Consider the following 19,960-nt stretch of genomic DNA (forward strand, 5'->3'; position numbering starts at 1 on the left):
ATACAAGCGCCTATTCCGATCATTACAAATGCCCGTGCAGCACAGGTGGCGCAATAATGGGCTGCTCCTCCGCCAAATCCGCCAAATCTCCGGGGGACACCAACTGAATCCGGTAATCAGCCGCCAGCCAGCTCATGGCGGCATAGGGGGTAAGGAACGGCCTTTTCCAGCCGTTCCCGATTTGATACAATTGCCCGCCTTCGGCATAAAGAACCTCAATCCATCGCATGCGTTGAGCCGGGATATTAAGTGTAAGCAGTATGGGCATGTTCTCCAGTTCCGGGGCTGCCAGCACAGGGACCCGCTCCTCTGGCACAAGAGATCCAGGTGCATCCGCTACACCGGAAATCGCCGCCTCCGACTTTGGCACCAACGGAAGCGCCAGCAGATCAAGCTGTGACACCCTGACCGGGGTAACGTCTTCGCCTCCTGCACCCCTGACTCCATCCAGAAGCCGCCTTCTCCCCGGCTCCAGCCGATATATTGCACCAGACGGTCCCTGAACGAGCGCTCCAACGGGATAAAAGGTTGCCGCCGACACGTGTCTGGCCTTGGTCGGCGATATCTGGCTGTCCGGCTCTGCTGTGCCGAATTTCAGGCTGTGGAGTAACTTATCCGCATCCCCCCACTTTTGGACAAAAAAGGATCGGTTTCGGCTGCTTTCCTCCGTCAAACCGCCTTCTCCGGTCGTCTGGGGAGAGGCATAAGCCGTATCCCGATCACTTTCCGTGCAATGGATAAAAGCATCTCCCGCAATGGCCAGACGTGTCCCCAACAAGCGTACACGCAGCAGCCAATCTGCATCTGCTTCCTGACCGCTGTGACAGCCTTCGTCCCAGTACCCCGTCTTTTCCAGCGTCTCTCTGCGCAGCAGTAAACAAAACCCGGCCAGGCTTTGGGTTTCCCGCCATGCGGCCGGATTGGAAACATTATGAGAAATGGCGAAAAGACGTGCTTCATTTTCATTCGTATAAGGTACCTCAATCTGTTGTTCTCCGAACGGACCGTTCGTTACAGGTCCGACGACACCGATACGTGGATCACTATGCAAGCACTCCAGCAGTCGATCCAGCCAGTCTGGCGTTACCAGCGCATTGGGGTCCAGCACCACAATGGTCGTGCCTTTCGCCATCATCAGTCCCTGATTCAAGCTGCCCGTCAAATGAATATCCTTCTTTAACAGCGCATAACGCACAGCGATGCTTTTACGAAGCAGATAGGTGCGTGTCCCGTCCGTTGAGCCGCAATCCACCACAATGATTTCATGTGGCTGGCTTGTATTTTCCTCAATACGATGAATACATGCACGAAGCCGATGAAGCTGATTATAGGACGGAATGATAATACTGACACCTTCAAAAACCTTGCCGAACGAGGCCTGGCCCAATCTGCTGCCCTGCTCCCGACCTCTTTTGTACCCCGCCCAATAGCCTTTCTTACTGAGCCGCTTGCTGTGTTTCCTTTTTATACTCAGGCGTTTCATGCCGTTCACTCCTCCGGGTGGCATTATGCCCATAATATATGCCTAGCCCGGTCGGAAGGTGTATCGCTGAGATCAGGACAGAAGCCCTTTCATTTTGACCCCGGCTTTCTGAAGGGAATCGAAAGTCCCCGCATCGCTCCAATACCGCCGCAAAATATCATATTCAAGCTTTCCTTCAGCCGCATAACAGTTGTTTACATCCGTGATTTCAAGCTCACCACGCGCCGAAGGCGTAATTTGCCGGACCTTATCGAACACGGAGGTATCGTACATGTAAATGCCGGTTACACAATATCTGGACTGGGGATGCTGCGGCTTTTCTTCAATACGCGTAATGCTCTCCGGCCGTTCGGGATCAAACACAGGTACTCCGTAGCGGTGGGCATCTGGCACCTTTTTCAACAATACTCTGGCGCTCCCCGGAGGCTGCTGGCCGAACCGTTCAATAACAGGTCCCAGATCTTCCTTGAACAAATTATCGCCCAGCAAAACAGTGAATTTTTCTCCTGGCTCCATGTAGCTTTTCGCCAGTTCGAGCGCTTGTGCAATGCCGCCCGCCTTTTCCTGAATTCGGTACGTCAGTTGGACACCATAATTGCTGCCGCTGCCCAGAAAATCGGTGTACAGCCCGGCCGATTGTTTGCCAATAATAAGAAGCATATTGGTAATACCCGCCTGTCGCAGTCTTTCGATACCATACACGATCATGGGATACTTGCCGACCGGAAGCAGATGCTTGTTGAGTAAAGAAGTCAACGGATGAAGGCGCGATCCGGTTCCTCCCGCGAGAATAACCCCTTTCATATCTTCCTTCCTCCTTCGACAGCATGTTCGTTGCCTTAGGCCCCACCGTTTCCAGTCTCGATAAACGCTCTGGGGTCTATATTCCATTTGTCCATAAACAAACGATAATTCCGCTCGATCAACTCTTCGACCCAGGCAGATTCCGAGCGTGAAAAGCTCGCACTCCCCTGATGGTAAACAAAACAGTCACTGCACATCAGCAGTTTGTAGCCATGTACACGTGCGCGCAGACAATAATCGTCATCCTCATAATGCCCAGGGTTAAACCGTTCATCCAGCAATCCGATCCGTTCCATCAGCTCACGTCGGAACATCAGACAAAACCCGACTAGCCGCTTGACCTCCTGCCATCTGGACGGATTACTTGCATTATTCTGCTCTGCAAACTGGATACAGCTATCCAAATTCCCTGCTAATCCGTCAATCTGCTGAATACCGCTGGCATAATTCGTCACCGGTCCCACCAGTCCCACTGTGCTTTCGCTTCGCAATGCAACCAGCATATTGGATAACCATCCCCGTGTAACCGTCACATCATTGTTCAAAATAAGGAGCTGATCACCCGAAGCCAGCCGAAGCCCTTGATTACAAGCTGCAGGGAACCCCCGGTTTTCGGGGAGACGGATGCTGATCAGCCGCTCGGCTTCACAAAAATCATCCGTTCCATCATTTGAAGCGTTGTCCGCAATAATAATTTCATAAGGCACATCTGTCGTATGTGTCCGAATCGCCTCAATACATGGCTTGAGCAGGTGCAAACCGTTATAGGTCGGAATAATAATGCTCGTCAGACTCATCGTGCATTCCTCCCTTTGGCGACGTCGGCCCGCGCTGGAACAGGTCCGAACGGGGAAGCTCCGGCTATCTGAAACACCGCAGCCAGTGCCTCCGCATGATCGCCGACGATCAGTTGCTCCATGGCATTCCCTTTGCCGATATTGAATGCCCGCTTGCGGTTTGTTCCAATGACGTCGATGGCATGTACTGCCTTCACCTGCATACCGTGCAGCACCGCCATAGCGTGGGCTTTCGGCGGAACAGCGAGCATGGCCGGACCGAGCAGCTCCAGCGAACGCCGTGATAACGCGTGCGGTACAGCGGTCAAGGAGCTTGCTCCCAGATCCGGCCTGCGCAGCACGCGGTTCAGGAACCCTTTGCACCGGGTCACACTGTCCTGCCGGAAGTATGGCGGTAAATGTCTGCTCAGATCATTAAGTGCCACATCCGTTCCTTGATCCACTGCGTTGAGGAAAGGCAGCAAATCAGCCGCAGGAATCGGTAGATCCCCATCCACAAATAGCACGATATCATCCTGCGTCATACGTGCGCCTACCGCCCGTCCGACATCATGCCCGAGCCGATCCGGAACGCTGACGAGGGTCACACCCGGATGATGCTTCGCTACTATAGAACGGGTGTCGTCCGTGCAACCGTTCAATACGACGATGATGTCCTTAAGCGGTAGCTGTTCCAGCTCACTTAGCACCCCGCCAATCGTAGATTCCTCGTTGCAGACGCTGACCACTGCGGCAGCGGTTCCTCGCAGCAGGGCATCTTCGGGCAATGCTCGTACCTCCGGTGGATTTGCTTCTGTCATTTTCCCCCGCCGGGGCGCGAGTTTCCTCACCCTGCGGCTACCCATTGCAGTCGTCGTTCCATGTCTTCGCTGTGCACGTCGTATGCCCCGACTTCGATCATCACGCCTTCCTTTGCTATACACTCTGCTCACGGCTTCACCTCGTCTCTGATCCGTTTGCGCTTCAAATCCGTGTATCCTGCACGCGTCCCCAGATGTGATGTAAGCCAGGCAATCGCGTCAAGATGATCCTGTACAACCACATCTACAAGCGGGTCCCTACCGTTCATTTTTTTGCGGGTCGCATTCACTTTACCCACGGCTATTCCACGAACAGTCACCACCCGTAAGCCGGAAGCGATCGACATGGCCTGAAATAACGGAGGTTTCTCCAAAGACTTTACACCTATTTCATTCAAGGCCTTTCGACTTATGGCATGCGGGATTCCAGTCATGGATGCTCCCCCTAAATCAGCGCGGTTCGACAAAATATTCAATACATGCTTCGCTTCAACCACAGGATGAACTGACGTACCGTCTACTGGCCCATGGTAATCATTCAGTGCAACATCCGCTCCCGCACATACGGCTTGTATGAATGGCTTGAGTCTGACGCAGGGAATGACGATATCACCATCCAAAAAAAGCAGTACCTGCCCGGAAGCCGCCTCCGCTCCAATGCGGCGGCCAATATCATGCCCCAATGGCTGCGGAAAGGAAAGCACTCGCGCGCCCGCTGCTTTCGCCGCCTTGGCCGTCCTGTCGCTTGATCCGTTCTCGACCACGATGACCTCGGTGTATGGATGAACATGGCGTGCCTCACGGACCACAGCCCCGATCGTTTTTTGCTCATTCATAGCCGGAATGATGACGGATACCAGCAATTTTCCCGCCGAAGACGAACCGGGTGGCCGTTCTTCACCTGTCTGTGCTTCTGCTTCTGTGCCTGATCCCCTTCTTGTTACAGGGGCCGGGTTGATATGCACGGATGGCGTCCGTACAGGCAGCCACACCTTTGGGTTGGGGTTATTAGCACTGGAATGTCGCCTGCGATTGGTCTTGAATCCAAATCTTGCCTGCTTCCTCATGCTCCCTACTCACCTCCTTTGCTGCTGTATGGATAGACAGCATGATTAGGACAGTTCAACATAACCTATGCGGTCTATAACCCGTGTGTAACGGCAAGCGTGGAGTCTTTTCGACAGAGCAATTTTCGACTTTATTTTACATTTATTACTCGACTTTATTAAAAAATTGAGTTATTAGGGTATAAAGAATCATTTTGGATAAATTTGTGACATACATCTTCTCGCCCGTCATTCTCTATGCTAATATCAGAGCCAGATCATCGTCGTTCAAAAAATCAACTTTATTTTTTTACACAAGACATCTCTTTTTCCATTATCCGCCTTTATTCCACTTATTTATTAACAGGATGATCTTCATCCTAGTATTAACCGGGGAGAGTGAATTTTAAATGAAAAAGGTATGGGTTTCGCTTCTTGGAGGAGCTATGTTATTAGGGTCGGTAGCGTCTGGTGCATCTGCGGAGAGTTCCGTTTCGGAGCCAAATCAGCTTACGCCAACCTTCCACGCCGAGCAATGGAAGGCCCCTTCATCGGTATCGGGTGACGACATTGTATGGAGTTATTTGAATCGACAAAAGAAAACGTTGCTTGGTGCAGACAGCACCAGTGTCCGTGATCAATTTCGCATCATTGATCGTACAGGCGACAAATCCGGTGTAAGTCATTATCGGCTGAAACAGTATGTGAACGGGATTCCCGTATATGGAGCTGAACAGACGATTCATGTGGGCAAGTCTGGTGAAGTCACCTCTTATCTGGGGGCCGTGATTACTGAGGATCAGCAAAAAGAAGCTACGCAAGGTGCAACTCCAAAAATCAGCGCTTCTGAAGCGGTCTACACCGCATATCAGGAAGCAGCTGCGCGGATTCAAGCCCTACCTACCTCCGACGATACAATTTCTAAAGATGCTGAGGAGCAAAGCAGTGTAAGTAAAGATACTTACGTTGAAGCTGCTTACAAGGAACAAACTATCTCTATTAATAAGGAAAAGCTAAGTCTTGAAAAGGCTGCTGATTTGAAGGACAGCAAAATTGAAGCTGTAGCAGCACAAAGTCCTATCGCTAAAATCGCCAATTTACAGCCTGAAGTAGACCCTAAAGCTGAGCTTTACTTCTATCCTAATGGCGATACAACGCGACTGATCTATGTAACAGAAGTCAATATTTTGGAGCCTGCTCCGCTGCGTACACGCTACTTTATTGATGCCAATGACGGCAAGATCGTATTTCAGTATGACATCATTAAAGATGCGACGGGCACAGGTAAAGGTGTGCTTGGTGATACCAAGTCGTTCAACACTACGCAGTCCGGAAGCAGCTACCAGTTAAGAGACACAACACGCGGTAACGGAATTGTGACCTACACGGCCTCCAAACGTCAGACCATCCCAGGTACACTCCTGACGGATGCCGATAACGTATGGAATGATCCAGCCGGCGTAGATGCTCATGCTTATGCGGCCAAAACGTATAACTATTATAAAGACAAATTCGGACGCAACAGTATTGACGGGCGCGGCCTACAAATCCGTTCGACGGTCCATTACGGCAGCCGCTACAACAACGCCTTCTGGAACGGCTCCCAAATGACTTATGGAGACGGGGATGGTATCACATTTATCGCTTTCAGTGGTGATCCCGATGTGGTTGGTCATGAACTCACGCACGGTGTTACAGAGTATACTTCGAATTTGGATTATTACGGGGAATCCGGTGCGTTGAACGAGTCCTTCTCGGACATCATCGGCAATGACATTCAGCGTAAAAACTGGCTTGTAGGCGATGATATTTATACGCCAAGCATTGCCGGCGATGCACTTCGCTCTATGTCTAATCCTGCCCAGTACCATCAACCAGATCACTATTCAAACTTGTATAAAGGCAGCTCCGATAACGGTGGCGTTCATACCAACAGCGGTATTCTCAATAAAGCCTACTATCTATTGGCACAGGGTGGTACTTTCCATGATGTCAAGGTAGATGGAATCGGACGTGATGCAGCGGTACAAATTTACTATAGTGCCTTTACGAACTACCTAACTTCTTCTTCTAAATTTTCCAACGCATGTGCTGCTGTTATTCAAGCGGCAAAAGATCTCTACGGTGCGAATTCAGCGCAAGCAATCGCAGCCGCCAAATCTTTTGAGGCTGTAGGTGTGGAATAAACTAAGTTTATTATGCTTTTCCTCGCGATGAGTCCTCATCCATTTGATAGTAGCTATGATAAGTAATCATCTTGCTATAGTTAGGATTCCCCTCATATATACGGCGCCCCTTCATTGGGACGCCTTTTTCTTGTTTTAAGCAAATTTGCAATCCTGTGCAGGCATCTCTTAATCGTGCCCGATTGCAATCCACAGAATCAAACCTTCACAAACCGAACCTGCGTGTCCGCGATCCACAGTGAACACCACCGAATCTCTCTGACACTTTGTGACAGATACCGTTACCCCCGGTATGCTCGCATTACCTGTGATTGCATAATGCGCGTCCTTGAATGGATGCTCAAACACAATGCTCACTTCATCCCTGCCAGCTTCTGCGGAAATATGAAAAGGAATGCTGCCAAACCGTGTTGAAGCCGCTCTTGAATGAACTGCTGGCTCACGGAGAGGTTCGTCATCATCCGTAAAAGCAGCAACGGGCTTGTCAGCGGACAACGCCACCCGTTGCTGCTTGGGGCGCTGTCTGCCTTCGGCAATGTGGATACTGGTAATGGAGCAATCCAGCAACGATTCCTGCTCTGTCTGACCTCTGGACGTTACAGACGATATGTCGTCTTCGGTCCTGGGTTCCATATCCGCCTCTGGCACAGACAGCAGCAGTACAGACCCCCGGTTCATCAGCATAGCTTTCTCCAGTGTCTTGGGAAGCTTATACTTCCTCCATGCTGCTGCTTCATCCACGGCGATAGGGTCATGAGCTGGAGCTTGGGTATCCACAATTGACTTTACGTTCACCGTTTCCCGCTGGATCGGTTTGCCGTTGCCGGATGGGAAAGACGTTTTATTTTTATCTATACGAGGGGAAGGAACCGCGTTGGAAAGGTTACGCCGTACTGTTCTTTTATCCTTACTATTATGGTTCATACGATGGTTCATAATGACCGCTCCTTTGGCACAGGAGTGAACCAGCGATCGCTCCGCTTCATTCACCCGGCTGGGAATCATGGCTAATGCCTATAGGATAGCCTATGCTCACAGTTGGGCTCACGTCACTACGTTACGCAATTCAGCATGATTTTCGCCCAGCGCTGTGCTGAATGCTGCCATAAAAATCGTTTTCGCACCTCGTTAAGCCCGGCCTCTCCCATTCGCCTCCGCAAGTCAGGCCGCTGGAGCAGTCCTATGACGGTAGCGGCCATGTCCTGCTCCCCCGGAGATGGCGAAACAAGCCAGCCCGTCTCCCCGTGACGTACAACTTCCGGAATGCCGCCTGTACGGGAAGCAACCACGGGCACGCCTGCGGCCATCGCTTCCAAATTGACCAGCCCGAAGGCCTCATTTCCCACCGAAGGAACGACGGTCACATCAGCCAGCTGATACAGTGAGGCCAACGCCGGATGGGGAACATAGTCGAGAAACTCGACATGCTTTCCCATCCTGAGCTTACGCGTCTGCCGATGCAGCGACGCCGAATAAGGCGTGAGACGGTCCTGCCCGTAATAGGCACTGCCTGCAATGAGCAGCAGCACATCCGGGCAGGCACGGGCAATGCGCGGCAGGGCCTTGAGCAGCCGATGAACGCCCTTGCCCGGCACCAGTCTGCCCGCATAGAGTACGATCCGGCGGCCTGCCCAGCCGTAATCGTTCAGCCGCGCGGCTCTGACCGCTTCTGCCGCCGGTGTCCAGCGCGGCAGAAAATCGCCGGGATGAATGCCCAGCTCATTTATAGCGATGCGTTCCCTGACAGCCTCAGAGCTGTCAGCGGCCACGACTGCCCGCATGTAGGCGCTGTTCACAATGATCCGCTCCATCGGCAGCAGCAGTCGATCCACTTCCTTCCGTTTGAGGTACGGCTCCCGGATGAAAGTGGTCGAATGCAAAGTCAGCACGATCCGGCTATCGGGTAAAGCGTTGTGGATCGCATATGCCACAGCCGGGCGGTTGTGTACATCCACCACTGCAGGCGACCATCTTTTCAGGTCGGCAATCACCTCGGGAATATAACTTGGTCCCTGCTTATAACGTATGCAGGGCACCCCGTCCACATCGATGTTATCCGGCACCTCTTCTCCCCGTATGCCATATATCTGTACCTGAAGCTTATCGCTGGCCAGCGGTACTGTATGGGCAATAACCCGCTCCACCGAGCTGCTGAGGGGCGAAGGTATAACAAAAGAGCCCGGTGTAACGACTGCCACCTTCGGCCTCTGCATTAGCCCTGCACCCTCTTTCCTCTTTGATTCAAGCGCTCTCCTGCACATTCTCTTCAACACTCACGGTGTATCATATCGTCTCCCTGCCTGAAAGGTGCCTGGCTTTTCACTTTGGGCATGCAGCAAGGCTACCGTCCATGCCTGGCCGATCCTTGATACATATGATGGACTAGAACCACTGAGTTGTCAGTTGGAGTCACAACAAGGAAGGGCGGACATACCCATGCTGCATGTCGGCGTCATGCTCAACCCGGCGACGTACCGGGGCATCCCCGCCATGAGGACGGGATATGAATCACTCGCCAATTACGAGGAAGCCGGGTTGAGCTATGAGCTAATCCCCTGCTTTCTTCGTTTGGAAGATATTCATATACCGACCGGAACATGCCGGGCTTTTGTGAAACACGGTAATGGCTATCAGCAGATGACTCTTCCGTTGCCACGGGTCATCCACAATCGGACCCTCTATCGGCAAAACGAAAACGCCAGTGAAATCAACAGACTGGTGCAGAACGGAATGTATGTCTTTAATGAACAAAACCGTTTCCGTAAGGACCACATACATGCGATATTACAGGAAGACCCTCTGCTGCACCTTCATCTTCCGCGAACATTGCAAGGCAACCCGGCTTCGATTCGTACCCTGATGGAGCAGACCGGAGATGTCGTTATCAAGCCAAGCAGCGGGAGCATCGGCAGAGGAATCATGCGCCTGAGACATTCCCGTGGTGGCTGGACTTTACAATGCGCACATTTCGCTGTACCGGAGCGCTGGATCACACTGCGTCTGCACGCCGGAGAATTGCCTTCATTCCTGCACAAGCGGCTGCGGCATAGCCCTCATATCGTGCAGGAAACTTTACCGCTGGCATTGTATAACAACCGTCCTTTTGATATTCGCGTGACGGTGCAACGCGGATATGGCGGCATTTGGAGCGTGACGGGCATGTTTGCCAAAATTGCTCCCTCCCACACCTTCGTTTCCAATGTGGCGCAGGGCGGCTCGGCCCGTTCCTTGCCAGAGGTGTTGTCACAGGCACAAACGGCTCAGCCATGGAACGCAGCCCGTCTGATGAATGAACTGGAAAAGCTCGCGCTGCAAATCGTTCATCGGCTGGCACCAACCCTTCCCCGGCTGGCTGACGTCGGTCTGGACCTGGGTATTACGCAAGAAGGCAATATTGTTTTTATTGAATGCAACGGCCGCGATCAGCGCTACGGCTTCAGCCAGGCGGGCATGAACAATGTCTGGAAAGAAACGTATACTCAACCAATGGCTTACGCACGTTGGCTTCTCGAACGGATGCCCCCGGCGGACACCGACCCTCCACTGTATTGATTTACGCCACATTCTGTGTCAATATAGTTCAGAGCGGCCGGACAGGTTCCGGCCAAGACGGCTCGGAAATGAACAAGGGGGGTCTGAAATGGCAAAACAGTGGCTGCGGCTCATGACCGAGCTATCATCGCGCAAGTGGGTGTGCCGGGTTGTGGGTTCCTTCGCGCAAAGCAGTGCAAGCCGACTTTTTATCCCCACCTTTATACGTACGTACCAGATCCAGACGCATGAGGCTGAACAGGAATGGAAGGAATACCGTTCCCTGAACGCCTATTTTACACGCAAATTAAAAGCCGGCATGCGCCCGATTGATACGAACGCCGAGGTGATGACCAGTCCAGTGGATGCGCGGATTACGTTCAGTGGCCCAATTACGTCCGGCACTATTTTGAATGTCAAAGGTCAGAACTATACACTGGATGAGCTGCTTAACCGTTCGCCGCGTCTTGAGAAATACACGCATGGCTACGCCTTTGTGCTGTATCTCAGTCCGACCGATTATCATCGTATTCATGCACCAGTATCCGGTACACTGGTGGAGAAGGAGCATCTGCGCGGCAAGGTATATCCGGTGAACGACTTCGGCTTACAGCATATGAGAGCGGTTCTAAGCCGTAATGAACGACAGATTACGTACATTGCCCATGAATACGGCGAGGTAGCGGTCGTCAAGGTTGGCGCAATGAATGTGAGCAGCATTAAATATACCGATGATGAAGCTGTCGCATGGGAAAAAGGCGACGATCTCGCCTATTTCGAGTTTGGCTCAACCGTCGTTTTACTGACCGAAAACGGCACGTTTGATCCTGACCCTGCGCTGAAGCTGGGAGATGTAGTAAGAATGGGGCAGCGCCTCGGTTGCTTCCGGCACGATCCCAAAGCGTAAGCGAGCTCGCCGTTACAGCATGACAACAGCGACACATATGAAAAAGGACCCGGCAGCATTGCTCAAGGTCCTTTTTTTGTGTTCACCTTTTATTCGTTATATGACTATCCTCAGAACCACCCACTCATTCCTTTACCTGAGCTCGGATGGACTTTTCCCCGTGTAATGCTTGAATTGGCGGCTGAAGAAAAAAATATCGCGGTATCCCAAAGCCTCTGCCACCTCAGACACATTCATTCCAGCATACAGCAGCAGATGCTGTGCGCGCTCAATTCGCATGCTAATGATATGAGATTGCACGGAAACACCCAGTAGCTCCTTGAATTTGATTGAAAAATAACGTGATGACAGCCCTGCCCGTACCGCCAAATCCTCGACACGATGAGAAAGCCCCGGATGCTGGCGCACATAGTTGGCCGTTTCTCGGATGACCTCGGTGAGCTGGTGGCTGGCCGGCTGCTCCTGAGGCTCCTTGCAGTCGGCACGCAGCAGATGTATCATGAGCTGCTTCAGGATCAGCCTGCCCTCCTCCTCGGCCCCGTAAGCGCGTTCCAGGCGCAGACGAACGTACCTGGCAAGCATATGCTCCACCTCGACCATTTCCTCCAGCATACGATAGCTGGCAGGGATGATCTCCGGCTGCTCAGTAAGATCAAAATGAATATAGGTAAGTATGAGCGGCTTTTGCGGGTTATGTGTGGCCCGGGTATCATCCCCCGGCTTGAACAGGAAGCAGCTTCCTTTGCTTACCGGATAGGACTCCCCGTTCAATACAACCGTTCCTTCACCGCTCCATACATAAAATAGATCATAGTTTGGCATCGGCCTTTCGCGCACCTGCCATTTCCAGCTCGGCTCGCACACAATTTTGGCAAAGGCGGGTAACAGGATAAACGATGACGCAGACGTATCCAGCAAAATCTGCACCTCCTTATGCTATTCTTTCGTTATTCCAGATCCCGTTAAATTATAATATAAGCGCAGAACAGCCATTACGCAAAAAATAAAGCCTTTCCTCCCCATGGATCCATGCTCCAGCAGGTCAGGAAAGCTTCGTTAGATCAGCGTGTCCGTTCACTCAGGTTATCCTTCACTCCCTTGGGAAATGAAAATTATATTCATACTTGTCGGATGCGAATTTATATCATTAAACCATTATAGCAGACGTTTTTATCGAGGTACATGGCTATTTACATACCAAAGGCTTGCCATTTTGTATGCATATTCAAGAATAATTCATTGAATCTGCATGCTTTTCGACATTTTGTAAACGTTTTCTTTATTGGGGACGCTTTTGCGTGACGCTTACCGTGTGTAATGCTATAATATATAATCAAAATGACTTGGAAGGATGAAACCGGAATGAATTCACTGGTAGCGCAGTTAAACCGCAACATTCAGGCAGGCAACGAGCATGTATATGAAATGCTTTCTCTTTTAGGTAAAGAGATTTACTTTCCAAAAGAAGGAATTTTGAGTCAATCGGCAGAGGCGGGGAAACTTGCTAAAAAGTACAACGCTACGATTGGTATTGCTATCGAGGACAGCGGCCCTATGCATTTGGGAGTCATTCAGGAGAAGCTGTCCGCATACAGCCCCAAGGACCTGTACCCTTATGCGCCCCCTGCGGGCAAGCCTGAACTGCGTAGTGTATGGCGGGAAAAAATGCTGAAGGAAAATCCGTCGCTCGCTGGAAAAAGCTACGGCCTACCGGTGGTTACGAACGCGCTGACTCATGGTTTGAGCATCGTTGCCGACCTGTTTACGGATGAAGGGGATGCTGTCATTTATCCGGACAAAAACTGGGAAAATTATGAGCTGACCTTCGGTATTCGCCGTCATGGACGCTTGGTGAATTTCCCGTTGTTCACAGAGGATCAACGTTTTAATAGTGAGGGGTTACGCGAGGCGCTGCTGGCGCAGAAGGAATATGGCAAAGCCATCGTTGTGCTGAACTTCCCGAACAACCCGACTGGGTATACACCGGGAATCGAAGAAGGCAAAGCAATTGTTGCTGCCATTCAGGAAGCGGCAGAAGCAGGCATCAATGTCGTAGTTGTGACGGATGACGCTTATTTTGGCCTGTTCTTCGAGGATTCGTTGCATGAATCGCTATTCGGCCAGTTGGCTGGACTTCATCCAAGAATTTTACCAGTCAAAATTGACGGAGCTACCAAAGAAGAATTCGTCTGGGGCTTCCGTGTCGGATTTATTACCTTTGCTTCGGAACATCAGGATGTGCTGAGCGCACTGGAGCAAAAAGCATTAGGGATTATTCGGGCAACGATTTCCAGCGGCCCTCACCCGTCGCAAACCTTCGTGCTGGATGCTCTCAAATCACCGGATTTTGAGCAACAGAAGGAAGAGAAGTTCCAAATCCTGAAAGGCCGGGCCAACAAGGTCAAGGCGTTACTTGATAGCGGAAAATACGGAGACGTATGGAGTTACTATCCTTTCAACTCGGGTTATTTCATGTGTCTCAAGCTGAACGGCTTGTCCGCCGAACAACTGCGTACATATCTGCTGGAGCAGTATGGGGTGGGAACGATTGCGCTGGGTGAGCATGATCTCCGTATCGCATTCTCTTGTATCGAGGAAGAATATCTAGAAGACTTGTACGACATGATTTATCGTGGTGTGCAAGACTTATTGAACGCCTAATCTAATCGGTACTGACTGGTTAGATTTATAGCTGGATTGAGCGGTATGCCGGATGTTGCGGCATACCGTTTTTTTATATCCGCTGCTGAACGATTCATTCACAACTCGAAGCACTTATCCCTCAGCAGCCAGCAAAGATTCTTGTGTCAGCGGCAGCAAAATGAAGTGATAATGATTACGTACTTCTTCTATTATCGAAAAAACGTGGCTTTTCCTCTCTATCCCCCCATATCCGCTGAAAAAAATAAGGCGATCCGGCAATGTACCTCCACATTGGCCCACGCAATACGAAAATCCGCTTCATAATATACGGTGTATCCTACATCACAATGACCGAGAGGAGAATGAGCATGGGAGCAGAAGAAACAAGAGGCGGTTACGGTGGTTTCGGCGCATTCACAAGCACAGGGACGATTCTGGTGCTGTTCATTTTGTTAGTGATCATCAGCAAAACGATTTTCATTTAAGCAGGCGGACATCTGCGCCCACGGCGGACAAATAGCAGCATCCCACGAAAAAAGGCTATTCCGCAAACAGCCCTTGCTGCTTACGGAATAACCTTACCTTTATCCACACAGGATTAAACTTCTTCCTCATCTTGACCGTCCAGACGCCATTTCTTCGCCTGAGCGCCTCGTACCAGGTATACCACCAGAACTCCACCAGCCAGCGTAAGCAGCGTGGAGATCAGCCCTTCCGTTCCTCTCAACAAAAAAGGAAGCCACAGGACGACCGCAACCGGCAACAGCAGCCGGACAACAAATTCCAGGAAAGACGCACGGCGGGTATGTGCAGGAAGCGGATAGAGCTGAAGCCATAGCGAATCCTTGTGGTACTGCCTTAGCGAAGTAATCTGCACGCCGATCAGGAATATAAAAAATAAATACACAGCGATACCGATCCAGCTCGTATGCGTGATCCATATAATCAACAGCCCGAGGATACCCAGCCGTATCACCATCCCCACAGGCTCTGTGCGCACAAAGGTCTTGAACAGCAGGTAACGATAAGCTCCCCTTTTGTCCCACGGTATGTTACCACCCAACCAGGACAACCAGCGACGCGGAGTCACTCTCTGCGTAAGGGCCGGCACATCAACAAACCAGCCCAAAGTACGCATCACGCGGGCAGCCTGAACTCCTTCTGTACGGATCAGGTTCTCCCATGCCACCAGCAGCTTGACCGGAAAACGCAGGACAAGCACGTACACCACACCCACCAGCAAGATAAACGGCAAGCTCCGCAGCGGAGGCTGCCACAGCCATGCGGCTACCAGCAGCACTGTCAGCGCCCAGCGAAGCAGACGATACCCCATACTCGCGCCGCGCGATACCATGCGCAGCTCCTGCCAGCCGCCATAGCTGAACAGCAGCTTCAACAGCACGAACAGCAGTAGGGTCAGCAGCAGTGGCTTAGGCGCAGTATCGCTGCGGATATACAGCGGCCACGCGATCACAAGCAGCAGCAGAAGGCCGAATATTTTATACACCACGCCACGGATACGGCTGGACTTAAAATATTGGTGCATCGCATGCTCCTGCGGGCGTAGGAAGACGATATCCGCTTCATTCAAATACGTACGGAAGCTTACATGAGCGACCGGAACGGCTACAATGAGCATAATCCAGCGGATGGGCAAATCCGGCGGGATATGCATAATCAGCGACGTGTACCACGCGGCAAAGGCAATCAGCGCAAAGCCGAAGACGACCGCCAGGCCGCTCTGAATGACATAGCCGAGATAAGGCAGCACTTGTCCCCAGAACGCAACACGTCTTTCTTTATGCAAGCGTTGCAAATCCATGCTCATTCCCTGCCCTGTACCAGCTCATAAAATGCATCTTCCAGCGGCATGCCCGGCTTACCCGCCTGTGCTGTCACTTCGTCCAGCGTGCCCTGTGCAATGATGGCACCCTGATGAAGCACAATGAAACGATCACAATAATTTTCAATCGTGGACAAAATATGAGAACTGAGCAAAATGGACGAGCCTGAGCGCTTCATCTCCAGCATAAAATCAAGCAAGGAACGAATACCAAGCGGGTCCAGACCCAAAAATGGCTCATCAATGACATACAGCGGTGGCCCCGCCAAAAATGCACACATGATCATCACTTTCTGGCGCATCCCTTTGGAGAGATGCATCGACATGCTTCCGCTCTTATCCCGCATACGGAACAAGCCCAACATTTGGTCACTGCGGGTGCGGAAATCAGCTTCACTGACTCCATACGCTCTGGCGGTGAATTCCATATGCTCCATCACGGTCATTTCGGGATACAGCTCTGGAGACTCGGGTACAAAAGCTATGGCTCTCTGATACTGCTCGGGATTTTCCGCCTGCTTATGTCCCTGCACGCGGATTTCTCCCGCCTGCGGTGTCATCAGACCCAAAATATGCTTCATCGTCGTACTTTTCCCGGCTCCGTTCAGACCGATCAGCCCCACCATTTCGCCCGGCTTCACATCCAGAGAAATCTGGTGTAGCACCGGGCGCTTGGCGCTGTATCCGCCTGTCAGTCCATTAATTTGCAATACAGGCTGTTGTTCCATGGCTCCCCCTCTTCTCGCTTATCCGTTCGGTTTTGATCCTTTTTCCTTCAGCCATCTTGGCGCTCCCTTGTTTTTACGATCACGCTCACGCTGCGCTTTCCCTGCTTTGGACAAGGCCGCTCCTTTGCTCTTGCCTGGAGCCGAGCCATTTGCCGCAGTTCTGCCAGGACGACCGTTCTCACCGCGAGCAGATGCCTTGCCGCTTTCCACTGGTGCTCCATCAGAAGTGGCTCTGGCTTCGAATGCCCTTACAGGCACACGCTTGGCATCCACCGGACGCGGCACAACAACCCGGCCTCCATGCAGCGCACGCTCCGCAATGTCGATGCCCAGTTCACGGGAAAATTTACGCATGATGAACGTTTCACGGTCGGTAACAACCGACGCAACCAATCCTTTGCGACCCATCCGTCCGGTCCGTCCCGCACGGTGAACATAAGCCTGACTGTCCGTAGCCGGATCAAAATGGATCACCATTTCCAGTCCCTCAATATCCAGACCACGGGCTGCCACATCGGAAGCAATCAGCACCTTGAGCTTGTCCGCACGAAACTGGGCCAGCACGTTGGTACGTGTAACTTTGTCCGCATCACCATACAGGGATGCTGTAGTCAGTCCCATATGCTTAAGCTTGGCCTCAATCTCCCCGATGACATTGGTTGTATTGACGAACACAAGCGCTTTTCTCGGATTAAAATGACGCACCAGTCGGCGCAGCATGTCCACCTTATCCCGTTCTTCGGATACAAAGTAATAGTGTTCCAGACCGCTAGCCGTCTTCTGGTCGGGATCAATCCCGATTTCTACGTAATCCTGCATTTCTCGCTTGGCCAGCGCTTGAATTTCGTCGTTCAGCGTTGCGGACAAAAATACTAACTGACGGTCGCGCTGGGCGGTGCCCAAGATGTTCGTAACATCGCCTGCTCCGCCGAGTTGGAACATCTGATCCACCTCGTCGATGACGATGGTTGTAATGTTGTGCATTTTCAGCTTCTTCGAAGCGATGAGTTCCCGTACACGTCCCGGTGTGCCAACCACAAGTTGCGGATGGTCCTTCAGCTTCTCGATCTGGCGATTGACTGCCGCTCCACCGATCAGGCCGAGCACACGGATGCCGCGATGCTCCCCATAACGCCGGCCTTCGCGTACAATTTGCATCGCCAGCTCCTGACTGGGAGCCAGGATCAGCTTTTGCGTAGCCTTTTTCTGTGGGTCAATGGCTTGCAGCAGCGGCAGCAAATAAGCCAGCGTCTTCCCTGTACCAGTCTGCGAACGCGCCAATACATGCCTGCCCTTGATCATTTCTGGTATAGCCTGCGCCTGAACCGGCGAAGGCTGCGTAATCTCATGCTCAGCCAGCTTAGTCAACAGGTCTTGTTCAACGCCGAGCGATTCAAAATTCAATGTCATGAAAAGGTCCAACCCCTATACGTAAATTCGTTACTCTCCATTATATGCGAAAATAGCCCTGCAACCAAATGCAGATATTTAGTCCCACCTCCCTTTCATACAAAATGACAAAAAAAGATGTCCCTCCACCATCACATGGTTTGCGGGACATCCTTTATTTTTTGTTCATCACACCATGGCCCAGCCTGTCGGTCAGTCTGGGAGCAAGCTGGTACAGTTTGAGAAAAGGAGATATCCACCGAGGCAGATTAACCTCCTCTTTGCGAAGCTCCATCGCTCTCACGATGTGCTGCGCCACCTTGTCCGGCTTTAGCATAAACCAGCCTACATTACGGACATATCCGCCCGAAGGATCAGCGAGGTCAAAAAAGGGCGTGTCAATTGGCCCAGGGTTAATCGTCGTTACCGTAACTCCGCTCCCGCGCAGCTCCTGCCGAAGCGCATTGCTGAACCCTAGCAGCGCATGCTTCGTTGCTGTGTATGAGGACGATTTGGCTGTCCCGATTTTGCCGGCCATGGATGCCACATTGACGATCTGTCCCGTACCTCGCGCTGTCATTTGCGGCAGAAACGCCTTGATACAGCGGACAGCGCCCAAATAGTTCACATCCATCATTTGTTCGAACTCCGTCAGGTCTGTTTCATGAAAATAATCAAACTTCCCGTAACCTGCGTTGTTGAGCAAAATATCGACCCATCCGTACTGCTCCAGCACACGGGCAGCCACGGCCTCTACCTGCTCCTGACAAGTGACGTCCAGAGGGATCAGTTCATGCCTGCCGCCAATTCCCGCCGACACTTGCTCCAGCCGTTCCTGCGAACGCGCTGTCAAAATAGGAATCGCGCCCTTTTCGCTCAGCAACCGTGCGCAAAGGGCACCAATTCCACTAGATGCACCTGTAATGACAACCACCTTGTTTTGCAATGTACCCATGGCCATCCCTCCATATTAAAGAAACCTGCTTCTTTAATATTAAGAGATCATCACCTGAATATCCAGCTCACCGATTCCTTCCACAGTAAGCGGAATATAAAGGGCACGCTGAGGTACGAAAGAGGCCAAGTTTTCCGACTTCATGATCTGCGGAGGCATAATGTCGACCACAATCCCCTGATTGGACAAAATCGTGCTGGCATTACCGCTGATCATATTACCCAATTCCGAGATGGCGCTTTCACCCATCTCATCAATTTCAGTCAAAGCGAATCCGCCCATCATCGCCGACACCATGCGCAACGCTACCTGTTCATTCAGGCCGAACACAATATTTCCGCTAAGCTGTCCGGTTATCCCGATCATAATCCAAATATGGTCTTCCACCAGCTCGACATTTTTCACACCGAGATTGCCGGGTGAGGGAGAGATTTGGATCAATTGTTCAATGACTCGCCGCGCCGACTCCAAAAAAGGATTTATCACTTCTGCCTTCACGATCATTGCGCCCCTTTACAATGGGCTTCTAGACATACAACAAAAGTCCCATTTTAATAATAATTTTTAATTTAAATAAGGATACAAAACGAATCGGCCCTCAAAAAAATACTCTACTATCACTTATCGACAGCTTCCCGGCAATTTTTTATAGCCAAATCACAAAAAATGTGAATAATGTCCTATATCTCACTTCACATCGGTATTAAACTGGTTGTTTCTGATGAATATTAGGACTCTAGTCTTTTTTCCCCAATATATATCATACTTCACGGTGCTCTGCTTTGATTCATTGCCCTTCCTGCCCGAATAACCTATAATCTAATGAAATAAAGTATAACGAGGGTTTA

18 protein-coding genes are annotated in these 19,960 nt (G+C 51.3%); 5 read left to right on the top strand and 13 right to left on the bottom strand.

Annotated elements, in window-relative coordinates; all coding sequences use genetic code 11:
* Positions 1-22 precede the first annotated feature (22 nt).
* The 5 genes from ACWGOO_RS16170 to ACWGOO_RS16190 form a co-directional block, all read right to left on the bottom strand.
* Complete coding sequence (locus ACWGOO_RS16170) at positions 23-1,483, bottom strand: glycosyltransferase family 2 protein (protein WP_452485048.1); 1,461 nt, start codon at positions 1,481-1,483, stop codon at positions 23-25.
* Between the two features lie 72 nt (positions 1,484-1,555).
* A complete protein-coding gene (locus ACWGOO_RS16175) occupies positions 1,556-2,287 on the bottom strand; it encodes a sugar phosphate nucleotidyltransferase (RefSeq protein WP_452485050.1) in 732 nt (243 codons plus the stop codon).
* A 35-nt stretch (positions 2,288-2,322) separates the two neighbouring features.
* Positions 2,323-3,084, bottom strand: a complete 762-nt coding sequence (locus tag ACWGOO_RS16180; RefSeq protein WP_452485052.1) for a glycosyltransferase family 2 protein — start codon at positions 3,082-3,084, stop codon at positions 2,323-2,325.
* The gene (locus ACWGOO_RS16185; protein ID WP_452485054.1) at positions 3,081-4,016 is read right to left on the bottom strand and encodes a glycosyltransferase; all 936 of its coding nucleotides are present in this window, start codon (positions 4,014-4,016) and stop codon (positions 3,081-3,083) included. Before ACWGOO_RS16185 ends, ACWGOO_RS16180 begins: the two co-directional genes overlap by 4 nt.
* Positions 4,013-4,951, bottom strand: a complete 939-nt coding sequence (locus tag ACWGOO_RS16190; protein WP_452485056.1) for a glycosyltransferase family 2 protein — start codon at positions 4,949-4,951, stop codon at positions 4,013-4,015. The genes ACWGOO_RS16185 and ACWGOO_RS16190 overlap by 4 nt, the downstream gene beginning before the upstream one ends.
* A gap of 389 nt (positions 4,952-5,340) precedes the next feature.
* On the opposite strand from ACWGOO_RS16190, the gene ACWGOO_RS16195 reads away from it, so the two are divergent.
* A complete protein-coding gene (locus ACWGOO_RS16195; RefSeq protein WP_452485057.1) occupies positions 5,341-7,116 on the top strand; it encodes a M4 family metallopeptidase in 1,776 nt (591 codons plus the stop codon).
* A 168-nt stretch (positions 7,117-7,284) separates the two neighbouring features.
* Here ACWGOO_RS16195 and ACWGOO_RS16200 read toward each other — a convergent pair whose 3' ends face one another.
* A complete protein-coding gene (locus ACWGOO_RS16200; RefSeq protein ID WP_452485059.1) occupies positions 7,285-8,121 on the bottom strand; it encodes a WIAG-tail domain in 837 nt (278 codons plus the stop codon).
* Between the two features lie 47 nt (positions 8,122-8,168).
* A complete protein-coding gene (locus ACWGOO_RS16205) occupies positions 8,169-9,329 on the bottom strand; it encodes a glycosyltransferase family 4 protein (RefSeq protein ID WP_452485061.1) in 1,161 nt (386 codons plus the stop codon).
* 223 nt (positions 9,330-9,552) lie between these two features.
* Here ACWGOO_RS16205 and ACWGOO_RS16210 point away from each other — a divergent pair, with 223 nt between their 5' ends.
* Complete coding sequence (locus ACWGOO_RS16210; RefSeq protein ID WP_452485063.1) at positions 9,553-10,668, top strand: YheC/YheD family endospore coat-associated protein; 1,116 nt, start codon at positions 9,553-9,555, stop codon at positions 10,666-10,668.
* An 88-nt stretch (positions 10,669-10,756) separates the two neighbouring features.
* On the top strand, positions 10,757-11,554 hold the full coding sequence (asd, locus tag ACWGOO_RS16215) for an archaetidylserine decarboxylase (protein ID WP_452485065.1): 798 nt from the start codon (positions 10,757-10,759) through the stop codon (positions 11,552-11,554).
* Positions 11,555-11,686: 132 nt separating this feature from the next.
* Here asd and ACWGOO_RS16220 read toward each other — a convergent pair whose 3' ends face one another.
* Positions 11,687-12,472 carry a helix-turn-helix domain-containing protein gene (locus ACWGOO_RS16220; protein WP_452485067.1) on the bottom strand — a complete coding sequence of 262 codons (786 nt, stop codon included), beginning with the start codon at positions 12,470-12,472 and terminating at the stop codon, positions 11,687-11,689.
* A 444-nt stretch (positions 12,473-12,916) separates the two neighbouring features.
* Here ACWGOO_RS16220 and ACWGOO_RS16225 point away from each other — a divergent pair, with 444 nt between their 5' ends.
* Both ACWGOO_RS16225 and ACWGOO_RS16230 read left to right on the top strand, forming a co-directional pair.
* Positions 12,917-14,215: an aminotransferase class I/II-fold pyridoxal phosphate-dependent enzyme gene (locus ACWGOO_RS16225; RefSeq protein ID WP_452485069.1), complete on the top strand. Its 1,299-nt coding sequence runs from the start codon at positions 12,917-12,919 to the stop codon at positions 14,213-14,215.
* 350 nt (positions 14,216-14,565) lie between these two features.
* Positions 14,566-14,682, top strand: a complete 117-nt coding sequence (locus tag ACWGOO_RS16230) for a YjcZ family sporulation protein (RefSeq protein ID WP_209440990.1) — start codon at positions 14,566-14,568, stop codon at positions 14,680-14,682.
* A 113-nt stretch (positions 14,683-14,795) separates the two neighbouring features.
* Here the strand turns inward: ACWGOO_RS16230 and ACWGOO_RS16235 are convergent, their stop codons facing one another.
* The 5 genes from ACWGOO_RS16235 to ACWGOO_RS16255 all read right to left on the bottom strand — a co-directional run bounded on the left by ACWGOO_RS16235 (position 14,796) and on the right by ACWGOO_RS16255 (position 19,610).
* Positions 14,796-16,019 (bottom strand): ABC transporter permease, encoded by a 1,224-nt coding sequence (locus ACWGOO_RS16235; protein WP_452485071.1) that lies wholly within the window; start codon positions 16,017-16,019, stop codon positions 14,796-14,798.
* A 2-nt stretch (positions 16,020-16,021) separates the two neighbouring features.
* Positions 16,022-16,768, bottom strand: coding sequence for an ABC transporter ATP-binding protein (locus tag ACWGOO_RS16240; protein ID WP_452485073.1), 747 nt, complete (start codon positions 16,766-16,768; stop codon positions 16,022-16,024).
* A gap of 18 nt (positions 16,769-16,786) precedes the next feature.
* Complete coding sequence (locus tag ACWGOO_RS16245; protein ID WP_452485075.1) at positions 16,787-18,178, bottom strand: DEAD/DEAH box helicase; 1,392 nt, start codon at positions 18,176-18,178, stop codon at positions 16,787-16,789.
* 154 nt (positions 18,179-18,332) lie between these two features.
* A complete protein-coding gene (locus ACWGOO_RS16250) occupies positions 18,333-19,112 on the bottom strand; it encodes an SDR family NAD(P)-dependent oxidoreductase (protein ID WP_452485077.1) in 780 nt (259 codons plus the stop codon).
* Between the two features lie 39 nt (positions 19,113-19,151).
* Positions 19,152-19,610: a chemotaxis protein CheX gene (locus tag ACWGOO_RS16255; RefSeq protein ID WP_452485079.1), complete on the bottom strand. Its 459-nt coding sequence runs from the start codon at positions 19,608-19,610 to the stop codon at positions 19,152-19,154.
* Between the last annotated feature and the right edge of the window lie 350 nt (positions 19,611-19,960).

The organism is Paenibacillus sp. NPDC055715, from assembly GCF_053617595.1.

Bases quoted from the DNA above. Each gene is read 5' to 3' on its own strand.
- ACWGOO_RS16170 (WP_452485048.1), bottom strand. From the start codon at position 1,483: ATGAAACGCCTGAGTATAAAAAGGAAACACAGCAAGCGGCTCAGTAAG.
- ACWGOO_RS16175 (WP_452485050.1), bottom strand. From the start codon at position 2,287: ATGAAAGGGGTTATTCTCGCGGGAGGAACCGGATCGCGCCTTCATCCG.
- ACWGOO_RS16180 (WP_452485052.1), bottom strand. From the start codon at position 3,084: ATGAGTCTGACGAGCATTATTATTCCGACCTATAACGGTTTGCACCTG.
- ACWGOO_RS16190 (WP_452485056.1), bottom strand. From the start codon at position 4,951: ATGAGGAAGCAGGCAAGATTTGGATTCAAGACCAATCGCAGGCGACAT.
- ACWGOO_RS16195 (WP_452485057.1), top strand. From the start codon at position 5,341: ATGAAAAAGGTATGGGTTTCGCTTCTTGGAGGAGCTATGTTATTAGGG.
- ACWGOO_RS16200 (WP_452485059.1), bottom strand. From the start codon at position 8,121: ATGATTCCCAGCCGGGTGAATGAAGCGGAGCGATCGCTGGTTCACTCC.
- ACWGOO_RS16205 (WP_452485061.1), bottom strand. From the start codon at position 9,329: ATGCAGAGGCCGAAGGTGGCAGTCGTTACACCGGGCTCTTTTGTTATA.
- ACWGOO_RS16210 (WP_452485063.1), top strand. From the start codon at position 9,553: ATGCTGCATGTCGGCGTCATGCTCAACCCGGCGACGTACCGGGGCATC.
- asd (WP_452485065.1), top strand. From the start codon at position 10,757: ATGGCAAAACAGTGGCTGCGGCTCATGACCGAGCTATCATCGCGCAAG.
- ACWGOO_RS16225 (WP_452485069.1), top strand. From the start codon at position 12,917: ATGAATTCACTGGTAGCGCAGTTAAACCGCAACATTCAGGCAGGCAAC.
- ACWGOO_RS16230 (WP_209440990.1), top strand. From the start codon at position 14,566: ATGGGAGCAGAAGAAACAAGAGGCGGTTACGGTGGTTTCGGCGCATTC.
- ACWGOO_RS16235 (WP_452485071.1), bottom strand. From the start codon at position 16,019: ATGGATTTGCAACGCTTGCATAAAGAAAGACGTGTTGCGTTCTGGGGA.
- ACWGOO_RS16240 (WP_452485073.1), bottom strand. From the start codon at position 16,768: ATGGAACAACAGCCTGTATTGCAAATTAATGGACTGACAGGCGGATAC.
- ACWGOO_RS16245 (WP_452485075.1), bottom strand. From the start codon at position 18,178: ATGACATTGAATTTTGAATCGCTCGGCGTTGAACAAGACCTGTTGACT.
- ACWGOO_RS16250 (WP_452485077.1), bottom strand. From the start codon at position 19,112: ATGGGTACATTGCAAAACAAGGTGGTTGTCATTACAGGTGCATCTAGT.